The organism is Pseudoalteromonas lipolytica (genome assembly GCF_900116435.1).
Lineage (GTDB): Bacteria > Pseudomonadota > Gammaproteobacteria > Enterobacterales > Alteromonadaceae > Pseudoalteromonas > Pseudoalteromonas lipolytica.
Genome location: NZ_FPAZ01000016.1, coordinates 1 through 20966 on the forward strand (window position 1 = coordinate 1; position 20966 = coordinate 20966).

Annotated in this window: 17 protein-coding genes and 1 pseudogene; 11 read left to right on the forward strand and 7 right to left on the reverse strand. The window is 41.6% G+C overall.

Annotation, left to right across the window (positions count from 1 at the left end; all coding sequences use genetic code 11):
- Positions 1-323: pseudogene (locus BM378_RS20455) on the forward strand (IS4 family transposase); the annotation flags it as partial.
- A gap of 297 nt (positions 324-620) precedes the next feature.
- On the opposite strand, the gene BM378_RS15735 reads toward BM378_RS20455, so the two are convergent.
- The gene (locus BM378_RS15735) at positions 621-2843 is read right to left on the reverse strand and encodes an NADP-dependent isocitrate dehydrogenase (RefSeq protein WP_036968093.1); all 2223 of its coding nucleotides are present in this window, start codon (positions 2841-2843) and stop codon (positions 621-623) included.
- A gap of 560 nt (positions 2844-3403) precedes the next feature.
- Entirely contained in the window at positions 3404-3619 is a 216-nt protein-coding gene (gene cspD / locus BM378_RS15740; RefSeq protein ID WP_036968098.1) for a cold shock domain-containing protein CspD, read from the reverse strand.
- Positions 3620-3828: 209 nt separating this feature from the next.
- Between cspD and clpS the strand changes: the two genes are divergently transcribed.
- Both clpS and clpA read left to right on the forward strand, forming a co-directional pair.
- On the forward strand, positions 3829-4137 hold the full coding sequence (gene clpS / locus BM378_RS15745) for an ATP-dependent Clp protease adapter ClpS (RefSeq protein ID WP_174403847.1): 309 nt from the start codon (positions 3829-3831) through the stop codon (positions 4135-4137).
- Between the two features lie 70 nt (positions 4138-4207).
- A complete protein-coding gene (gene clpA, locus BM378_RS15750) occupies positions 4208-6472 on the forward strand; it encodes an ATP-dependent Clp protease ATP-binding subunit ClpA (protein ID WP_074989572.1) in 2265 nt (754 codons plus the stop codon).
- Positions 6473-6646: 174 nt separating this feature from the next.
- Here the strand turns inward: clpA and infA are convergent, their stop codons facing one another.
- From infA to trxB, 4 genes are all read right to left on the reverse strand, one after another.
- A complete protein-coding gene (infA, locus tag BM378_RS15755) occupies positions 6647-6865 on the reverse strand; it encodes a translation initiation factor IF-1 (RefSeq protein WP_002962494.1) in 219 nt (72 codons plus the stop codon).
- Positions 6866-6955: 90 nt separating this feature from the next.
- The gene (locus BM378_RS15760; RefSeq protein ID WP_036968108.1) at positions 6956-7660 is read right to left on the reverse strand and encodes an arginyltransferase; all 705 of its coding nucleotides are present in this window, start codon (positions 7658-7660) and stop codon (positions 6956-6958) included.
- Positions 7653-8369, reverse strand: a complete 717-nt coding sequence (aat, locus tag BM378_RS15765) for a leucyl/phenylalanyl-tRNA--protein transferase (protein WP_074989573.1) — start codon at positions 8367-8369, stop codon at positions 7653-7655. The genes BM378_RS15760 and aat overlap by 8 nt, the downstream gene beginning before the upstream one ends.
- 105 nt (positions 8370-8474) lie before the next feature.
- Positions 8475-9425 carry a thioredoxin-disulfide reductase gene (trxB, locus tag BM378_RS15770; protein ID WP_036968114.1) on the reverse strand — a complete coding sequence of 317 codons (951 nt, stop codon included), beginning with the start codon at positions 9423-9425 and terminating at the stop codon, positions 8475-8477.
- 288 nt (positions 9426-9713) lie between these two features.
- Between trxB and pssA the strand changes: the two genes are divergently transcribed.
- Complete coding sequence (gene pssA, locus BM378_RS15775) at positions 9714-11039, forward strand: CDP-diacylglycerol--serine O-phosphatidyltransferase (protein ID WP_036968117.1); 1326 nt, start codon at positions 9714-9716, stop codon at positions 11037-11039.
- A gap of 85 nt (positions 11040-11124) precedes the next feature.
- Here the strand turns inward: pssA and ald are convergent, their stop codons facing one another.
- Complete coding sequence (ald, locus tag BM378_RS15780; protein ID WP_036968120.1) at positions 11125-12246, reverse strand: alanine dehydrogenase; 1122 nt, start codon at positions 12244-12246, stop codon at positions 11125-11127.
- Positions 12247-12388: 142 nt separating this feature from the next.
- On the opposite strand from ald, the gene lrp reads away from it, so the two are divergent.
- The 7 genes from lrp (at position 12389) to BM378_RS15815 (ending at position 20908) form a co-directional block, all read left to right on the forward strand.
- Positions 12389-12868 carry a leucine-responsive transcriptional regulator Lrp gene (lrp, locus tag BM378_RS15785; protein WP_074989574.1) on the forward strand — a complete coding sequence of 160 codons (480 nt, stop codon included), beginning with the start codon at positions 12389-12391 and terminating at the stop codon, positions 12866-12868.
- A 141-nt stretch (positions 12869-13009) separates the two neighbouring features.
- Positions 13010-15502: a DNA translocase FtsK gene (locus BM378_RS15790; RefSeq protein ID WP_036968127.1), complete on the forward strand. Its 2493-nt coding sequence runs from the start codon at positions 13010-13012 to the stop codon at positions 15500-15502.
- The gene (lolA, locus tag BM378_RS15795) at positions 15502-16128 is read left to right on the forward strand and encodes an outer membrane lipoprotein periplasmic chaperone LolA (protein WP_074989575.1); all 627 of its coding nucleotides are present in this window, start codon (positions 15502-15504) and stop codon (positions 16126-16128) included. The genes BM378_RS15790 and lolA overlap by 1 nt, the downstream gene beginning before the upstream one ends.
- Positions 16129-16131: 3 nt before the next feature.
- The gene (locus BM378_RS15800; protein WP_036968135.1) at positions 16132-17469 is read left to right on the forward strand and encodes a replication-associated recombination protein A; all 1338 of its coding nucleotides are present in this window, start codon (positions 16132-16134) and stop codon (positions 17467-17469) included.
- A complete protein-coding gene (gene crcB / locus BM378_RS15805; RefSeq protein WP_074989576.1) occupies positions 17462-17848 on the forward strand; it encodes a fluoride efflux transporter CrcB in 387 nt (128 codons plus the stop codon). Before BM378_RS15800 ends, crcB begins: the two co-directional genes overlap by 8 nt.
- 8 nt (positions 17849-17856) lie before the next feature.
- A complete protein-coding gene (gene serS / locus BM378_RS15810) occupies positions 17857-19161 on the forward strand; it encodes a serine--tRNA ligase (RefSeq protein ID WP_074989577.1) in 1305 nt (434 codons plus the stop codon).
- 202 nt (positions 19162-19363) lie between these two features.
- Positions 19364-20908 carry an arylsulfatase gene (locus BM378_RS15815; RefSeq protein ID WP_065979977.1) on the forward strand — a complete coding sequence of 515 codons (1545 nt, stop codon included), beginning with the start codon at positions 19364-19366 and terminating at the stop codon, positions 20906-20908.
- Positions 20909-20966 lie beyond the last annotated feature (58 nt).

Here is a 20966-nt window from a genome sequence, read left to right on the forward strand (position 1 = left end):
CAGACATGGTACGCCAAGAGTTATGGGGGTTACTACTCGCTTACAACTTAATACGCATAATCATGCTTGATGCAACTAAAGAAGAAGATATCTTGCCTACTCAATTAAGCTTTAGCCAATCTATGCGGCAGGTAATCGCTTTCTTCATGTTTACGCCAATACATAGTGCAAGTAAGTTACCTGTTCATTATGATGAGTTACTGACAACACTTAGGTTGTTTATCTTACCCGATAGGCTACCAGACAGGCATTATCCAAGGGTGATAAGAAGGAAACCAAATAAGTATCCTTACAAAAGAAAATGCCAGTCAGCTCTTAACTGACTGGCATTACGCCTATGCGGCCTTTTATACCAATTAGCTTAATTAACTGGTCTTTTTTTTCACGCAATAAAACCCCCGTTTATACCAAGGCAAAAATGTCGTTAGTAAGTTGTTCTCGGCAATTGCTCCTGCATTGCTCTATCTCCTGCATCCATGCTGTCGTAAATTAGACATTTTTAACGCAGGTAGCGACAGGTTTAATCACTCAAAATAATTAAGTCGTATTGCGGGTTGGTATTATCGCATTCATAAAAAAAAGCGCTCAATGAGCGCTTTTTTAACAGATTTCAATAACAATTAAACTAATTTAGCTAAAATGTCATTGAATGTTGTGCTTGGACGCATTGCTTTAAATGCCGCATCGTCATTTGGTTGGTAATAACCACCTACATTCATTGCTGTACCTTGTGCATCGTTCAACTCAGTAACGATTTGCTCTTTTTGTGATTCAAGGTCAGAAGCGATTTGCGTGAACTGTGCTTTTAACTCAGCGTCATCGTTTTGAGCAGCAAGTTCTTGTGCCCAGAATAATGCTAAGAAGAAGTGAGAACCACGGTTATCAATCTCTTTCACTTTACGTGAAGGTGATTTGTTTTCAGCAAGGAAAGTACCTGTTGCTTTATCTAGCGTATCAGCAAGTACTTGTGCTTTCTTATTACCAGTATTAACGCTTAAGTGCTCTAAAGAAGCCGCAAGTGCTAAAAACTCACCCAGAGAATCCCAACGTAAGTGGTTTTCTTTTTCGAATTGCTGTACATGCTTAGGAGCAGAACCACCCGCACCCGTTTCGAATAAACCACCACCATTCATAAGTGGTACGATTGACAGCATTTTAGCGCTTGTACCTAGCTCAAGAATAGGGAATAAGTCAGTTAGGTAATCACGCAGTACGTTACCTGTTACAGAAATCGTATCTTTACCTTCTTTAATACGCTCAAGTGAGAACTTAGTCGCTTCAAGGGGTGCTAAAATACGGATATCTAAACCATCAGTATCGTGATGTGGTAAATACGCATTTACTTTTTTGATTAGCTCGGCATCGTGCGCACGATTTTCATCTAACCAGAATACCGCGGGTGTATTTGTTGCGCGAGCACGATTAACAGCAAGTTTAACCCAATCTTGAATTGGTGCATCTTTTACCTGACACATACGCCAGATGTCACCTTGCTCAACAGCGTGCTCAAGTAATGTTGTGCCGTTTGTATCTACCACGCGAACAGTACCTGCTGCTGATACTTCAAACGTTTTATCGTGTGAGCCGTATTCTTCCGCTTTTTGTGCCATAAGGCCTACGTTAGGTACGCTACCCATGGTTGTAGGATCGAATGCACCATTTTCTTTACAGAAATCAATAGTTGCTTGGTAAACACCAGAATAACAACGATCTGGAATGACAAAACTTGTGTCTTGTAATTTACCTTCGCTGTTCCACATTTGACCGCTTGAACGGATTGCAGCAGGCATTGATGCATCAATGATCACATCGCTTGGTACGTGAAGATTAGTAATACCACGGTCTGAGTCAACCATCGCGATAGCAGGGTTGTTGTCATAAACAGCTTGGATATCGGCTTCGATTTCAGCTTTTTTAGCAGCATCTAGTTTTTCGATTTTAGCAAATACGTCACCAAAACCGTTATTCACATCAACATCTAACTCTTTGAAAAGGTCAGCGTGTTTGGTAAATACATCTTTAAAGAATACTTTTACTGCATGGCCAAAGATGATTGGGTCAGATACCTTCATCATCGTTGCTTTCATGTGTAGTGAGAACAATACACCTTTTTCTTTAGCAGTCTGAATTTCTTTCGCTAAAAAATCTTGTAATTTTGCAACGCTTAAACGAGATGCGTCAATCACTTCGCCTGCTAGAAGCGGTGTGCTTGCTTTAAGTACTGTAACGTCGCCATTTTCTGCAACGTGCTCAATACGCACATCAGTCGCTTCTGCAACAGTCACTGATTGCTCAGAACCAAAGAAATCACCTTCTTCCATACTTGCAACATACGACTCAGAATCTTTGCTCCAAGCACCCATTGAATGTGGGTTATTACGAGCATACTCTTTTACAGAGCTAGGTGCACGACGGTCAGAGTTACCTTCACGAAGTACAGGGTTTACAGCACTGCCTTTGATTTTGTCGTAAGTCGCTTTAATTTTTTGCTCTTCATCAGTTTTTGGCTCTGATGGGTAGTCAGGTAGTGCGTAACCTTTTTCTTGTAGCTCTTTGATTACAGCGCGTAGCTGTGGAACCGACGCACTGATATTAGGAAGCTTGATAATATTTGCTTCAGGCGTTTTAGCCATTTGGCCTAGTTCAGCAAGTGCATCATCAATACGTTGCTCTTCTGTAAGGTACTCAGGGAAGTTAGCAATTACACGACCTGCTAATGAAATGTCGCGAGTTTCAACTTCAACACCTGCCGCGTTAGTATACGCCTGGATGATTGGTAACAATGAATACGTTGCCAGTGCTGGCGCTTCATCTGTTTTAGTGTAGATAATTTTTGATGTCATCATCATTCCTAGATAGTTGGCGTAATGTTTGGCAGTTACTGCAAGCAGCCACCCTTAATTAGCCATATTCAACAATGCAATTATATTGCTATCGAATAATACCAACTCGCCATAACATTTGCTTTATTCGAGAATAAACCGCACCTAACAGCATTGCAGCGCTTATTTAGAATCACTAAATAACGACTTTTGCTGAGTTATCGGCAAGATTTTCCTCAATATCGCTCATTTAATTAACTGAATTGGTATCATAGCAATCAGTCTGTTAGCTGTTGCAACTTAATACGGGGTATCAAAATAACCACAGCTGACAGACTGTAAAATTCTTATAGCCTAAATAGGCATAAAATGAAATTAGCCATAAGCCTTAGGTCAAAATGACGAAAAAGCTAAATTTAAGCAACAAGAGTGTAACAAGCTTGGCTCTAAAGGGCTAATAACAATTAAACAATTGGGATGAAGAAAAGGAATTTCAAGGATAAATATAAGATATATTAGTGGGAAGAGAGTAAGCGAGGAACTTAACAAGGTCGCTCGCTTGATACTCGAATAGGTAATACCTAAGAAATTTCATCGTTAGGCGCAATATTCGTTGCGTGTAACCCTTTTGGACCTTGTTGCAATTCGAATGTTACATCTTGACCAGCTTTAAGTGTTTTATAACCGTCCATTACAATCGTTGAGTAATGAGCGAATATATCAGTCTCGCTACCGTCTTCTACGATGAAACCAAAACCTTTGGCATTGTTGAACCATTTGACTTTACCACAAGCCATACTTCTACATCCTTCTATAAGTTGACTAATTTAGTTATTCTAAACCGTGTAATTTGCTAGACTGACTAAGGTTTAATCAATCTATAATTGACTGTAGTTTATTTAGGCAGTCAGTCAAGTGTTTTGAACTATTTTTTAACAATTTATTTATTTTTTTATTCAAGTTTGCTTGAGTTCTAAAGACAAGACTATATTTAATTATGAGTGGTATGAAAGATTCTGGTGTTATTGAAACGGTTCGCGATAGTGAAAAGCAAAAACTGCAACCACCGCGAAAATATAAGGTCATTTTAAATAATGATGATTACACGCCAATGGACTTTGTGATAGAAGTACTAATGACGTTTTTTAATATGGATAGCGATAGAGCAACAGATGTGATGCTTCAAGTTCATCATAATGGTAAAGCAATATGCGGCATTTATAGCGCCGATGTTGCTTACACCAAAGTTGAGCAAGTTAATCGTTACGCACGAGACAACGAGCATCCACTGCTATGTAGTTGTGAGCAGGAATAAATACCAAGGTAGGGTGAACATTTAGCCCATCACAACGGTATATAAATATTATCTCAGTAAGGGGTTGCCAATGCTAAACAAAGACTTAGAACTAACCTTGAATGCGGCGTTTCGCGAAGCAAGAACGCGCCGACATGAATTTATGACCGTCGAGCATCTTTTACTCGCGCTGCTCGATAACCCTTCTGCTGGAGAAGCGCTTAACGCCTGTGGTGTAGATATGAGCGCGTTAAAAGTTGAGTTATCAGATTTTATCGACGAAACAACGCCGGTTATTCCTGACTTAGAAGAAGACAGAGAAACACAGCCTACTTTGGGTTTTCAACGTGTGCTTCAACGCGCGGTGTTTCATGTGCAATCGTCAGGTAAGAGCGAAGTAACAGGCGTAAATGTACTTGTGGCTATGTTCTCTGAACAAGAAAGTCAAGCTGTTTATTTACTTAAAAAAGCGGATGTAAATCGTTTAGACATCGTTAACTTCATTTCGCATGGTATTTCGAAAGCCGATGATGATATCGGTGGTGATGACCATGATGATATTCATGAAGAAGTACAAGAGGTGCAAGGCGAAGAGCCGACTAAACTTGAAAACTTTACAACAAACCTCAATCAGCAAGCGATTGAAGGAAATATCGATCCGCTTGTTGGCCGTGATAATGAAGTCGAACGTACGGTACAAGTATTATGCCGTCGTAAGAAAAATAATCCATTATTGGTTGGTGAAGCCGGGGTAGGTAAAACAGCCATTGCTGAAGGCCTTGCTTATCGTATTGTGAAAAACGAAGTGCCTGATGTAATAGCCGATGCGGTTGTTTATTCACTTGATATGGGGGCATTATTAGCCGGTACAAAATACCGCGGCGACTTTGAAAAACGTTTTAAATCGTTACTAAAAGAGCTGCAAGCTAAACCGCATTCAATTTTATTTATCGATGAGATACATACCATTATTGGTGCGGGTGCTGCGTCTGGTGGTGTAATGGATGCGTCTAACTTAATTAAGCCTTTACTTTCAAGTGGTAAATTACGTTGTATGGGCTCGACCACTTACAATGAGTATAAAAATATTTTTGAGAAAGACCGTGCTCTGGTACGTCGTTTCCAAAAAATTGATGTACTTGAACCAAGTGTGGCTGATACAACGAAAATCCTCAATGGCTTAAAAGAGCGTTACGAAGAGCATCATGGTATTCGTTACACGCAAAAAGCCCTTAAGGCAGCTGCTGAGCTGAGCGCAAAATACATTAATGAGCGTCATTTACCTGACAAAGCAATTGATGTGATTGACGAAGCCGGTGCAAATCAGCGCCTACAACCGATATCAAAACGCAAAAAAACCATTGGTGTAGCTGATATCGAGTTAATTGTGTCAAAAATGGCGCGTATACCACAGCAAAGCGTTTCTTCAAGTGATAAAGAAACATTGAAGAACCTTGATCGTAACTTGAAGATGCTTGTATTTGGTCAAGATCAATCAATTGATGCATTAACATCGGCTATTCGTTTATCTCGCTCTGGACTCGCAAATGAAGATAAACCTGTGGGGTCGTTCTTATTTGCAGGCCCAACGGGTGTCGGTAAAACAGAGGTCACTAAGCAGTTAGCTAAGTGCTTGGGGGTTGAGTTTATTCGCTTTGATATGTCTGAATACGTTGAACGTCACGCAGTAAGCCGTTTGATTGGTGCTCCTCCAGGCTATGTTGGCTTTGAGCAAGGTGGTTTATTAACCGAAGCCGTTATCAAAAACCCGCACGCGGTGGTGTTGCTTGATGAAATTGAAAAAGCGCATCCAGATATCTACAACATTTTATTACAAGTGATGGATCACGGCACCTTAACGGATAATAACGGCCGTAAAGCCGACTTTAGAAATGTGGTAGTGGTAATGACAACCAACGCCGGTGTACAAGAGACTGTGCGTAAATCGATAGGCTTTACAGAGCAAGATCATTCTCACGATGCCATGACTGAGATTAACAAGGTCTTTTCACCTGAATTTAGAAACCGCTTAGATAACATTATTTGGTTTAATCACCTTGAAAAAGACGTTATTTTGCAGGTTGTTGATAAATTCATTGTTGAGCTTCAAGCTCAGCTAGATAAGAAGTCTGTTAATCTTGAACTGACATCTAAAGCTCGTGAATGGTTGGCTGATAAAGGTTACGACAAAGCAATGGGCGCACGGCCAATGGCGCGTGTGATTCAAGACGAGCTCAAAAAGCCGTTGGCCAATGAAATTCTATTTGGTGAGCTGGCCGCGGGTGGTTCAGTGAAAGTGTCGGTTAAGGACAAGAAAATTCACTTTGAATATGAAACAAACCTTGAAACAGCGTAAGGTTTAAAAGGCAGAAAACAAAAAGCCCAGCTAATGCTGGGCTTTTTGTTTATTAAATGGAATTGAAACTAGGGTAGTTTGAACACCATTTAATAAACGCTTTTAGCTCTTTGTAATAAACACACCTGCCCATTCAAAGCAGCAAAAAGCTAAATCTCTCGTTATCGCACTAACTTAGCGAGCACGGAATACGATGCGACCTTTCGATAAATCGTAAGGAGTCATTTCTACGGTTACTTTGTCGCCAGTTAAGATGCGGATATAGTTTTTGCGCATTTTTCCAGAGATATGAGCCACAACTACGTGACCATTTTCTAGCTCAACTCGGAACATTGTATTTGGTAAAGTATCAAGGACCGTACCTTGCATTTCGATTACGTCTTCTTTCGCCATGTTTAGCGTAACACCTCTTTAATAGTTAAACGCTGCAGATTTTGCCGAAAATACAGCAATAAGTAAAGCTACAGGGCTCAAATTTGTAAATTAAATCGCCAACCAGTGATCGCCAAGATGCTTTTCTGCGGGCAAAAATTGGGTTTTGTATTTCATTTTGTCACATTCGTCGATTTGATAGCCCAAATAGACAAATTGTTTTGCTTGTTGTTTAGCAAACTTAATTTGCTGCATGATCATGATACTACCAATGCTGTACTTCTCATAATCGGGATCAAAAAATGTGTAAATTGCGGAAACTGCATTGTGCATGCAGTCGGTGACTGCTACAGCAACGAGCTTGTCACCTTCTCGCAGTTCAATAAATGTCACAGGCAACCATTGGCAAAATAAAAAGCTTTCATATTGGTTCTGATCAGGCGGAAACATAGAGCCATCTTGATGTCGTTGCGTAATGTACTTGCAATAAAGAGGGTAATATTCTGCGCGTTCATATTCACTGTAACTAACCGTAAAAAGTTTGTCTGCTTTGTTTAGTTTACGTTTTTGTGATTTAGAAGGCGTAAATTGTTGCGCTAAGACACGCACTGAATTACAGGCGTTACAAACAGGGCAGTGAGGACGATATATTTGGTCACCACTGCGCCTAAACCCTAATGCTAACAATTGTTCAAATTTATCAGGGCAATAGCAACTTGGGTCCAATATAACGAGGAGCTGCTCTTGGCGATCCGGTAAATAACTGCAATCAAATTGCTGGCTCAAACCAAGCCTAGCGGGTAAATGCTCAGTCATAAATATTTATCAACTCTTGTGGTTGCCACATGTCTGCTGTGGGAACATAGTTTTTTGCTAACTTAAGTCTAGTTAAAAATTCACTACGTGGGATAACTTTTGCACCTAAAGTTAGCAAATAAGGGTTCTCTAGCTGACAATCAATAAAATGAGCATTGTGTTTCTTTAGCCAGTTAACGAGTGCCCACATTGCCAGTTTTGAGCCGTTTGATACTTGGTGAAACATCGACTCTCCACAAAATACGCCATGTTGCATGATGCCATAGAGACCGGCGACTAACTCATTGTCATGCCAAATCTCGACACTGTGTGCAAGACCTTGTTGATGGGCTTGAATGTAAGCATCCATCATTTGCTCAGTGATCCACGTACCTTCTGCGTCTAAGCGTTGTTCACGGCAAGCTGAAATCACGTGAGAAAAAGCATGATTAATCGTGACGCGAAACGCAGAGCACTTTAAATATTTTTTTAAGCTACGACTAACATGAAACTCGTCAAGTTCAATGATGCCTCGCAGGCTAGGTGACCACCACATAATCGGCTCATAATCACTAAACCAAGGGAATATACCGGATTGATAGGCGTTCTTTAAGCGCGCAACAGATAACCCACCGCCAATTGCTAAAAGGCCATCAGGCTCGTCAAGGGCATGCTCAGGGTTGGGGAAATCAACACCTGATTCAGGAAGTTGATAAATTTGCTTTGTCATTGCAGCGGATTCATTATTATTTTTGATAATTTTAGCAAAATTTTTGCCTAAAAAAAGGGGCTGTATAGCCCCTTGGTATTTTAAAAAGGTGTTTTAAATCGCTGGTTACAGATTGTCTAGGAAGCGCTCTGCATCAAGTGCTGCCATACAGCCTGTACCGGCTGATGTGATGGCTTGGCGATAAATATGGTCACATACATCACCCGCAGCAAAAACACCCGGTACGCTTGTTTGTGTTGCGTTACCGTTTAAGCCAGATTCAACCACTAAGTAGCCGTCTTTCATTTCAAGCTGACCTGCAAACATATCCGTGTTTGGCTTATGACCAATTGCAATGAATACACCGGCAAGATCTAAATTCTCAGTCTCATCAGAATCCGTGGCTTTAATGCGAATACCGGTTACACCCATTTCATCACCTAATACTTCGTCTAGGGTACGGTTATAGTGTAAGACAACATTACCATTTTCAGCTTTTTCTTTAAGGCGGTCTGCTAAGATTTTTTCACTGCGGAAGCTATCACGGCGATGAACCACGTGAACTTCTGCTGCAATATTTGATAAATATAACGCTTCTTCAACAGCCGTATTACCACCGCCTACAACAGCAACCTTTTGACCACGATAAAAGAAACCATCGCACGTTGCACAGGCTGAAACACCACGACCTTGGAAGTTTGTTTCAGACTCTAAGCCTAAGTATTTAGCTGATGCGCCTGTTGCGATAATAAGTGCATCACACGTATACGTACCAGAATCACCTGTTAGAGTGAAAGGACGCTTAGATACATCTACTTTGTTAATGTGGTCGAACACAATTTCAGTTTCAAAACGTTCAGCGTGTTCTTTCATACGTTCCATTAATGCTGGGCCTGTTAGGCCGTGAGCATCACCCGGCCAGTTTTCAACTTCAGTTGTCGTTGTTAATTGACCACCTTGTTGAATACCCGTGATAAGAACAGGGTTAAGGTTTGCACGTGCAGCATATACAGCAGCAGTGTAGCCAGCAGGGCCAGAACCTAAAATTAGTAATTTACAGTGTTTTGCGTCACTCATGGTTTTTCCTAAAAACGTTTTGATACGATGTCTATGCGCCCGATTCTAAGAAAAACAAGGCGGAAGTAAACAAAAGGGCGGATTATTTTTTTAAGTAAATCGCGAAGCTGTCAAATAATCCTTACTTAATAAAATTTAAATGCCTCTTTTTGCTTATAAAACGAGCTAATAGTGAAGTATTAGCGTAGCAAAGTGCGTTAATTCATGACCAAGCAATATTTTTTTGGTATGTTTTAGCTAATTTTGATATTAGCTTAGACTTTAGGCTAGATAAACGAACAGGCAATTATGGTATTTTGGCAGGAAAAGCCCGCATTTGGGCTGACTACAGAAGACGTCCAAGTCTTAACCAATGCGAGAGAGTATCGCACTGAACTATTGCGTCTAATTCGTTCGGCGACGAAAAGAATTTATATTACTGCTTTATATTTACAAGACGATGAAGCGGGTCAAGAGGTTTTAACAGCCTTACATGAGGCGTCTTTAGCGAATCCTGAGTTGGAAGTAAACGTGTTAGTAGACTTTCATCGTGCTCAACGGGGCTTAATTGGTGCTGCCAAGTCTGATGGCAATGCCAGCATGTATTGTGATTTCCAAGAAAAGTATCAGTCAAACGTTAAAGTGTATGGTGTACCCGTAAAAGCGAAAGAGCTTTTTGGGGTATTACATTTAAAAGGCTTCGTAATTGACGACACCTTACTTTACAGCGGTGCGAGCTTAAATAATGTTTATTTACAACAGGATGATCGTTATCGTCTTGACCGTTATTTTTTAGTTCACCAAGCAGGCTTGTGTAATTCGGTCATCGAATTTATTAACACACATTTATTGAGCTCTGCAGCTGTTCCACGCATTGATACGCGCCCGTTAACTCAATTCAATGATATCAAAGTTGCTCAAAAGCAATTAATGAGAGATCTAAAATCAGCAAGTTATGACAGTGCGGCTGAGGCAAGTGCAGGTGAGTTAGGGGTGCGTTTGTTTTTGGGTTTAGGTCGGCGTAGCAATAAGCTAAACCGCTTAATCAAATCATTATTTGATACAACAGAGCACGAACTCATTCTTTACACGCCGTATTTTAATTTCCCTGCACCGTTGATGCGCTCGTTACGTCGCCTTTTAAAACAAGGTAAAAACGTGACCATTGTGGTGGGAGATAAAACAGCAAACGACTTTTACTTACCGCCATCTGAGCCGTTTAGTAAAATTGGTGCGCTGCCATATTTATACGAAACCATTTTGTATAAATTTTTAAAATCGCAAAAGCGTCATATCGCCAATGGTAACCTTAACGTTTATCTGTGGAAACACGAGAGCAACTCATTCCATTTAAAAGGGATTTGCTCTGACAAGCGTTTGCATCTGTTAAGCGGGCATAATTTAAATCCGCGTGCATGGGGGCTTGATATTGAAAATGGTATTTTAATTGACGATCCGCAGCAGCATATACTAAAGCAAATAGAGCAAGAAAAGCAGGCGATATTAACTCATTGCCGACGCTTATCAGGCCCGCAAGATTTAGAAACGATGGATGACTACCCAGCGCCTGTAAAAAAATTACTGGGTCAGGCCAAACGTGTGAAAGTTGATTTTATAATCAAACGATTTATCTAACTATCAACCAGATAAACAGAGTCTTGTGTTTTTTGAGACGAAAAAAAAGCAGCGATATCGCTGCTTTTTTGTTTCACAATGCTAATTAAGCATTTTCAACTGCTGTACGTGGGTCAACATATTCCATGTTGAATGCTTCAGCTACTTCTTTGTAAGTAACTTGGCCTTTAATCACGTTTAAGCCTTTTAAGAAGTGTGCATCGTCAAGAAGCGCTTTCTTATAGCCTTTGTTAGCAAGGTTGATGATAAACGGTAATGTTGCGTTATTAAGTGCGAACGTAGAAGTACGTGGAACAGCACCTGGCATGTTTGCAACACAGTAGTGAACAACGTCATCAACAATGTAAGTAGGATCAGCGTGTGTCGTCGCTTTTGAAGTCGCGATACAACCACCTTGGTCGATTGCAACGTCAACGATTGCAGAACCAGGCTTCATTGCTTTGATGTGTTCAGCTGTCACTAATTTAGGCGCTGCAGCACCTGGGATTAGTACGCCACCGATCACAAGGTCAGCTTCTAGTACGTGTTTCTCTAGCGCATCAGCGGTTGAGTAAATCGCTTTCACTTTGTTACCAAACTGAGCGTCTAGTGCACGTAATACATCGATGTTACGGTCTAAAACAACCACATCTGCACCTAGGCCAACTGCCATTTGTGCTGCACTACGCCCAACCATGCCGCCGCCGATAACAACAACTTTAGCTGGCTCAACACCTGGTACACCACCAAGTAACATACCACGGCCGTGGTTCGACTTTTCTAGCGCTTGTGCACCAGCTTGGATTGACATACGACCAGCAACTTCACTCATCGGTGCTAGAAGTGGTAAACCGCCACGAGCGTCTGTTACTGTTTCGTAAGCGATACAGATTGCGCCACTTTTAACAAGGTCTTCAGTTTGTGGAAGATCAGGTGCTAAGTGAAGGTAAGTAAATAGAATTTGGTCTTCGCGTAACATTGCACGCTCAACCGCTTGTGGCTCTTTTACTTTTACGATCATTTCAGCTTTAGCAAAAACGTCAGCTGGGGTAGGTAAAATTTCAGCGCCTGCTGCAATATAATCTTCGTTAGTGAAGCCAATGCCCATACCTGCATCAGTTTCAACGAACACTTGGTGGCCATGGTTTACTAGTTCACGAACACTCGCAGGAACCATACCTACACGGTATTCATGGTTTTTAATTTCTTTTGGTACACCAATAATCATAGTTTTTCGCCTTAATAGAACGGGATAAAATTTTCGACTATTATATTCATGACATGGCAGTGTGTCTCACCTTTTTTAATTTCATTTGTAGTGATATAATCTAAAAAATATATTTTAACAGTGTAAAACTCTGGTTTGGCGTATGCATCAATTACTTGACAGAATAGACCGAAAAATTTTAATGGAATTACAGCTTGATGGAAGGCTCTCTAACGTAGAGTTAGCAAGGCGTGTAGGCTTAAGTGCGACCCCGTGTTTAGAGCGTGTAAAGAAGCTTGAAAGAGAAGGCTACATACTCGGGTACAAAGCAGTTGTTGATCCTGCCAAATTGGGTCAGGGGTTGTCGGTGTACGTTGAGGTCACGATTACGAAAACCTCACCTGATGTATTTGAAGAATTTAATTCGGCGGTAAAAAAGCACGATGAAATAATTGAGTGTCACCTCGTTTCGGGAAATTTCGACTTTTTATTAAAGACCCGCGTTAATGACATGTCAGAATACCGTAACGTACTGGGTGATATCTTACTTAAGTTACCTAATGTAAGTGAGAGCCGTACCTACGTCGTGATGGAAGAAGTAAAAGGTGAACAAGGGGTGATTATTCGTCCTTATATTGCATAAACTGTTAAAATAAACAAAGAGTAACAAAAACTTGTTCATTATCAGTCCATCATGGTTAAGATAAAGTGCAACAAACGGCATTTCCTGCTAAGGTATTTCACTGCTAATCGATGAGTAAAGAATAATAAGGAATAGGGAGCTATGCGCCTAAATGGTGTTCAAAGACTGTTAGAAACTGGGCTAATTATCAGCACCTTTGCTGCAGTATTTATTTTATGTGCATTAATCAGTTTTGATCCTGCCGACCCATCATGGTCGCAAACCGGTGAATTTGTTAATGTAAAGAATATTACCGGCACAGCAGGTGCGTGGATAGCAGATATCTTATTGCTTACATTTGGCTGGCTTGCCTATTTGGTGCCGGCGGCTATTCAGTTATTTGGTTACTTATTATTTAAGCAGCCCCATCGCATATTCCAACTTGATTACACCACGCTGGCTTTAAGAATCATTGGTTTTGCTTTATTTATTACCTCTGCAACCGCGATTAGCAGCATCAATTTTGACGATATTTATAATTTTTCATCGGGCGGGGTAGTAGGGGACGTTATTGCCTCGGCGATGATGCCGACCTTTAATTTCACAGGTACATCTATTTTATTACTGTGTTTCTTTTTCGCAGGCTTAACGCTTTTAACGGGTGTGTCATGGGTGCAATTTGTTGACTTCTTAGGTGATTGGGTAATGCGTGCCTTTTATTTTACACGCAAGCACTTGTCGGCCTGGCTTCAACGCGAAAAAGACGCAAATAAAGCTGTTCTTTCATCAGAACCCGATGCGAACTTTGTCGAGCCTGATAGTGAGCCTTCAATTGGTTTTACCGAGCCCGATGTAAACCAACCTGCTCAAGAAAAAGCGGCTGCAAAACCAGCTAAAAAAACAGAGTCTGAATTTAATGGTTTTGATGAACTTGACGATATTTTAGATCAAGAAATCGGTTTTAGTGCGCTTGATGATGAATCGTTTGACACAGTGTCAGCTCTCAATGCGCTTGATCAAAGCCCCGTTGTTGAACCTGAAAAGCCAACGACAACGGTTGTCTCTCCTGCACGCCCAATGCCAAAGGCAAAGCCTGCGTATCAGCCACCTCCTACTGCAAAAGAAAAATTTGAGGCCTTATTAGAAGAGCAACCGCCAGCAACCCCGTTACCGTCGCTGGAGCTGTTAGACCGCCCAGATAAAGCGAAGAACCCATTATCGCAAGAAGAGCTTGATGGCATTTCACGTTTAGTTGAAACCAAATTGCTTGATTTTAATATTCAAGCCACGGTTGTCGGCGTATACCCAGGCCCTGTTGTTACGCGTTTTGAACTCGATTTAGCACCGGGTATTAAAGTGGCGAAAATCACCGGTCTTGCAAAAGATTTAGCGCGCTCGCTGTCTGCTGTCAGTGTGCGTGTTGTTGAGGTTATTCCGGGTAAAACCTATGTAGGTATTGAGTTGCCGAATAAACACCGCGAAATCGTGCGTTTAAGCGAAGTAATCAATGCCCCTAAGTTTGAGTCAAACCCATCACCATTAACCATGGTATTAGGAAAAGATATTGCCGGTGAGCCTGTGTGTGCTGACTTGGGTAAAATGCCTCATTTACTTGTCGCTGGTACAACCGGTTCAGGTAAGTCAGTGGGCGTTAATGTAATGATATTAAGCTTACTGTACAAATCAGGGCCTGATGATGTACGTATGATTATGATAGACCCTAAAATGCTTGAACTTTCTGTGTACGAAGGTATTCCGCATTTATTGTGTGAAGTGGTCACAGACATGAAAGAAGCGGCTAATGCACTGCGTTGGTGTGTGGGGGAAATGGAGCGTCGTTATAAGCTTATGTCGGCACTGGGTGTGCGTAACTTAAAAGGTTACAACCAAAAAGTATTGGATGCGAAAGAGGCCGGTCAACCGATCCTTGATCCACTTTTTAAAGACACTGACGGCATGGCTGATGGCCCTGAAGAGCTGGGTAAACTGCCTAGTATTGTCGTGGTGATTGATGAATTTGCTGACATGATGATGATTGTCGGTAAAAAAGTAGAAGAGCTAATTGCACGTATTGCACAAAAAGCCCGTGCAGCAGGTATTCACTTAGTGCTTGCAACACAGCGCCCGTCGGTTGATGTTATAACGGGTTTAATTAAAGCGAATATTCCAACGCGTATGGCGTTCCAAGTATCAAGTAAGATTGACTCGCGCACCATTTTAGACCAACAAGGTGCTGAAAACTTACTGGGTATGGGTGATATGCTTTACTTACCGCCTGGCACCAGCGTGCCTGTGCGTGTTCACGGTGCATTTGTTGATGATCATGAAGTTCATGCCGTGGTCGACGATTGGAAGAAACGGGGCAAGCCAAATTACATTGATGAAATTTTAAATGGTGATGCCACAGAAGAAATTTTACTACCAGGAGAAACCAGTGAAGACGGTGATGAAGAGTCAGATCCGCTTTACGATGAAGCAGTATCATTTGTGATAGAAACCGGCAAAGTGTCGGTATCGAGTGTACAACGTAAGCTTCGCGTTGGTTATAACCGCGCAGCACGTTTAGTGGAACAAATGGAAACGTCAGGCATTGTCAGTGCGCCAGGTCATAATGGTGCCCGAGAAGTATTAGTGCCCAATGGTGGAGCAAATTAATGAAAAAAATTACAGTGTTAACCCTAATAGTAGGGTGTTTATTAAGCGGTCAGAGTCGTGCTGACGACAGCCAAGCATTGCAACAGCAACTTGGCACAATTAACAGTTTTAAAGCGCAATTTATACAAAAAGTAACCGATGCACAGGGCGAAGCCATTATGCAAGGTGAGGGCAATATTGCGCTCCAGCAACCTATGATGATTCGCTGGCAACAGCAAAGTCCAGATGAAACGTTATTTGTTTCTAACGGTGAAAAAACCTATTATTTTGATAGCTTCGCTGAGCAAGTTACCATAATGAATACCCATAGTCTGATAGATTCAACCCCGTTTGTGCTACTTACATCAAAAGACCCTGAGCAGTGGGCTAAATACCAAGTATTGGCCACCGATACAGGCTTTAGTGTTACACCAAATAAAGGCATAGAAAGCCAAGTTGAGCAACTTGATATTGCATTCAGTGATGATAAACAGGCTTTATCTTCATTGACCGTGATGGATACCTCGGGTCAGCAATCGTTATTTACCTTTAAAGATGCTCAGGTTAATCAACCATTGGCTGCGACGACCTTTGAATTTATCATTCCTGAAGGTGTTGAAGTTGATGATCAAAGCCAAGGTGAATAGGGCTTGAGTAATCTAGGATTTAATTTTGGTCCTGATGTGCGCCCACTTGCGGCGCGCATGCGACCTGAAACATTGAATGACTACATTGGTCAGCAACATCTTTTAAGCCCTGATAAACCGCTATACCAAGCAATTTTAGCTGGGCGCTGCCACAGCCTGATTTTGTGGGGCCCGCCGGGGGTTGGCAAAACCACTCTTGCGCAAATTATTGCTAATCATGCAGATGCAAGTCTTATTCAAATGTCTGCTGTCACCGCTGGCGTAAAAGACATCCGTGAAGCGGTCAATGAAGCCAAAGCTAACCTTGCTGGGCGAGGTCAGCGTACGCTATTATTTGTCGACGAAGTACACCGTTTTAATAAATCACAACAAGATGCCTTCTTGCCTCACATAGAAGACGGCACGTTTATTTTTGTTGGCGCCACCACAGAAAATCCTTCGTTTGCACTCAATAACGCCATACTTTCACGTGCGCGTGTTTATGTACTTAAAGCGTTAGAGCAAACCGATTTACACAATGTGATTGAGCGCGCATTACGTGATGATGTAGAGCTAAGTGAAAAAAACATCGTCATTGCCGATAACGCAAAGCAGGCACTTTGCCAAGCCAGCGACGGTGATGCCCGTAAAGTACTCAATTTACTTGAACAAGCCGTTGATTTAACCACTGAAAAACAAGGTAATTACCTAATTGATCAGCATGTTTTAAGTCAAGTGCTGCCAACGCATTTAGCGAAATATGACAAAGGGGGCGATGAGTTTTACGATCTAATCTCTGCGTTTCATAAGTCTGTACGAGGCAGCTCACCCGATGGTGCTTTATATTGGTATTGCCGTATTTTAGCGGGGGGGGGCGACCCGCTATATGTTGCAAGACGTTTATTAGCCATCGCGACAGAAGATATCGGCAATGCAGACCCTCGCGCTATGGAAGTTGCACTCAATGCATGGGATATTTATCAGCGAGTGGGGCCAAGTGAAGGTGAACGTGCCATAGCGCAAGCCACGCTCTATTTAGCCAGTGCGCCTAAGAGCAATGCTGTGTATATGGCTTTTAATCAGGCCAAGCACGATGCGCAAAATGAACCTAGTTACCCTGTACCAGAGCACCTGCGTAATGCACCTACCAGCCTAATGAAAGATTTGGGCTATGGTGCTGAGTATCGTTATGCGCATAACGAAGAAGGCGCATTTGCCGCAGGCGAAAAATATTTTCCTGAAGCTATTAGCGATAGGCAGTATTACTTTCCTACGGATCGCGGGCTTGAGCAAAAAATAAAACAAAAGCTGGATTATTTAACGCAGCGAAATGAGCAAAGCGATATTAAACGTTATGAATAGTTTAAAACTTTACATGATGATTGCATTGGGTGGCGCATCAGGTGCTTGCTTACGCTATTTTCTTAGCGAAACAATGCTAAAACTGCTGGGTAGGGGATTCCCTTTTGGCACGTTGACAGTTAATATTCTTGGTTCATTGTTAATGGGCATTTTATACGGCTTGATTGAAAAAGAAATAATCGCTGTTAGCCCTGCTAAGACCTTAATTGGTATTGGCTTTTTAGGTGCATTGACCACCTTTTCAACATTCTCAATGGATTCGTTGTTGCTGTTGCAACAAGGTCACTTTTTTAAAATGGCCCTCAATATCACCTTAAACGTGGTGGTGTGTATATTTATGGCTTGGCTGGGCCTTCAGCTGGTAATGCAAAAAGGTTAAAAACTAACATGTTAGATTCTAAATATTTACGTCAAGATATTGAACAAGCGGCTGCGCGTTTAGCAACACGCGGCTTTGAACTTGATATCGATGCAGTGACTGCACTTGAAGAAAAACGCAAAACATTACAAGTAAAAACGCAAGAACTTCAAAGCGAACGTAACGCAAGTTCCAAAGCTATCGGCCAAGCTAAAGCCAAAAGCGAGCACGATAAAGCACAAGCTTTGCTTGATTCGGTCAGTACCCTTGGGGATGAACTAGACAGCGTAAAAGCAGAGCAAGACGCAGTGCTTGAAGAGCTTAAGCAAATTGCCCTTGCCATTCCAAACTTACCAGATGAGTCAGTTCCTGTTGGTGAAGATGAAGAGCAAAACGTTGAAATCTCAACGTGGGGTACACCAAAATCATTTGACTTTGAAGTAAAAGATCACGTTGATGTAGGTCAAGACGTAAAGGGTCTTGATTTTGAAATGGGCGTGAAGATCAGTGGTGCACGTTTTACTGTGATGCGTGGCCAAGTTGCGCGTATGCACCGTGCATTAACTCAATTCATGCTTGATACGCACACCGATAAAAACGGTTACACAGAAATGTACGTACCTTACCTTGTTAATAGCGCAAGTTTGTACGGTACAAGCCAACTGCCTAAGTTCGCCGGTGATTTATTCCACACGTTAGGTTTAGTGGATGACGAAGGTCAACAACAACCTGGTTTTAGCTTAATTCCAACAGCAGAAGTACCCCTTACGAACTGTGCCCGCGATGAAATTTATGACGAAAGTGACTTGCCAATTCGTTTAACCGCGCATACGCCATGTTTCCGCAGTGAGGCCGGCAGCTATGGTCGTGATACACGTGGTCTTATTCGTCAGCACCAATTCGACAAAGTTGAATTAGTACAGCTAGTAAAACCAGAAGACTCAATGCAAGCGCTAGAAGAGCTAACAGGTCACGCAGAGCAAATCTTACAAGCATTAGAGCTTCCTTACCGTAAAGTGATTCTTTGTACCGGCGATATGGGCTTTGGTGCTGCGAAAACTTACGATTTAGAAGTATGGTTACCTGCACAAAATACCTACCGTGAAATTTCATCGTGTTCAAACATGGTTGATTTCCAAGCACGTCGCATGCAAGCGCGTTTCCGTCGTCAAGGTGAGAAAAAACCAGAACTATTGCATACACTTAATGGTTCAGGTTTGGCTGTAGGTCGTACATTGGTTGCCATTTTAGAAAACTATCAACAAGCTGATGGTTCAATTGTTGTGCCAGAGGTATTACGCCCATACATGGGAGGCTTAGAGGTTATTAAATAAGTTTTATTAGCCTAATAAGTTAAAAATGCCGCATAGGGAAACCATGCGGCATTTTTGTTTGTTTTTCAACTAATTAATTTGCGGAAGTGTAAACATTTAGTAGACTAAAAAGGTACCTTTAGTACTCAATACCAATCTACATTAATACTTAATCATTTAGTTAAGTGGATTGTGATACTCCAAAACACGAAGGATTGCTGTTATGAAAAGATTTCTCGCCGTCGCATCTGCTGCTTTGTATTTAGTAAGCTCAGTGGCGTTCGCTAAAGATAAACCCAATATTCTTATAATATTCCCTGATGATGTAGGGTGGCAGAATATAAGTGCCTATGGTTTGGGTACAATGGGCTATAAAACCCCAAATATTGATAAACTCGCCCATGAAGGCACGATGTTCACTGATCATTATGCTCAACCGTCATGTACTGCTGGTCGCGCGGCCCTTATTACCGGACAGTACCCAATCCGTAGTGGCATGACAACTGTTGGCAGACCCGGCGCAGAGCTTGGTTTAAAAGCGGGCTCCTATACTCTTGCTGAAGTTCTTAAAGAGCAAGGTTACGCTACGGGTCAATTCGGTAAAAACCATTTAGGTGATCGCAACGAGCACTTACCAACCGTTCATGGTTTTGATGAATTCTTTGGAAACTTATATCACTTAAATACCCAAGAAGAGTTTGAGCAAGTTGATTACCCTAAAGATCCTGAATTCTTCAAAAAATACGGTACACGCGGGGTTTTACACACTTATGCAACTAATGTAGATGACAAAACAGTTGACCCACGATTTGGTAAAGTTGGTAAGCAAAAAATTAAAGACACAGGCCAGCTTTCTCGCGAGCGAATGAAAACGGTTGATAAAGAATTCATGGATGCAAGTTTAGACTTTATCAAGCGAGCACAAAAAGAGAATAAGCCGTTCTTTGTGTGGTTTAATCCAAGCCGTATGCACATGTATACCCGTTTAAGTGATGAAAGTCGTTATTTAGCTGCCAAGCACACTACAGAGCACGATTTGTATGGTAGTGGCTTAATTGAGCATGATCAACAAGTGGGTGAATTGATGGCTGCACTTCAAGACATGGGTGTGCTAGATAATACGATCGTTGTTTACTCGACAGATAATGGTCCAGAACACAGTGCGCGTCTTCATGGTGGTACAACGCCATTCCGTGGAGAAAAAATGACAACCTACGAAGGCGGTGTACGTGTACCAATGATTGTTCGTTGGCCAGGTAAAGTACCCGCAGATAGAATTTTAAACGGTATTCAAACACACATGGATATTTACACCACTTTGGCAGCTGCTGCGGGTGAGCCTAATGTAGCCAAAAAAGCACTTAAAGAGCATAAACAGCCACTTGATGGTGTAAATAACTTAGATTACTGGTTAGGAAAAACAGATGACAGTGCACGTGACCACTTTTTCTATTATTACGAATCAAGCATTAAAGCGATTCGCTATAAACAATGGAAGCTGCATTTTGAAACAAGCGAAAACTACTATGCACAGTATGAAAAACAAAAGTTCCCCATTTTCTACAACCTTCGCATGGATCCGTTTGAAAGCTTTGATGGTTTGACTGACCGCTCTGATATAGTTCAGGCTAAACAATGGCTTAACGAACCTGTACAACACTTATTAGGTGAGCATATTAAGTCGCTTACTGAATACCCACCGCTTCAAAAAGCAGCAAGCTTTGACTTTAGCCAGCTTATGGAGCAGTTAATGTCAGGTAAGCAATAAGACAAAGCGCATAGACTTGAGCGCATAAAATTTAAGCCGCATAGGGAAACCATGCGGC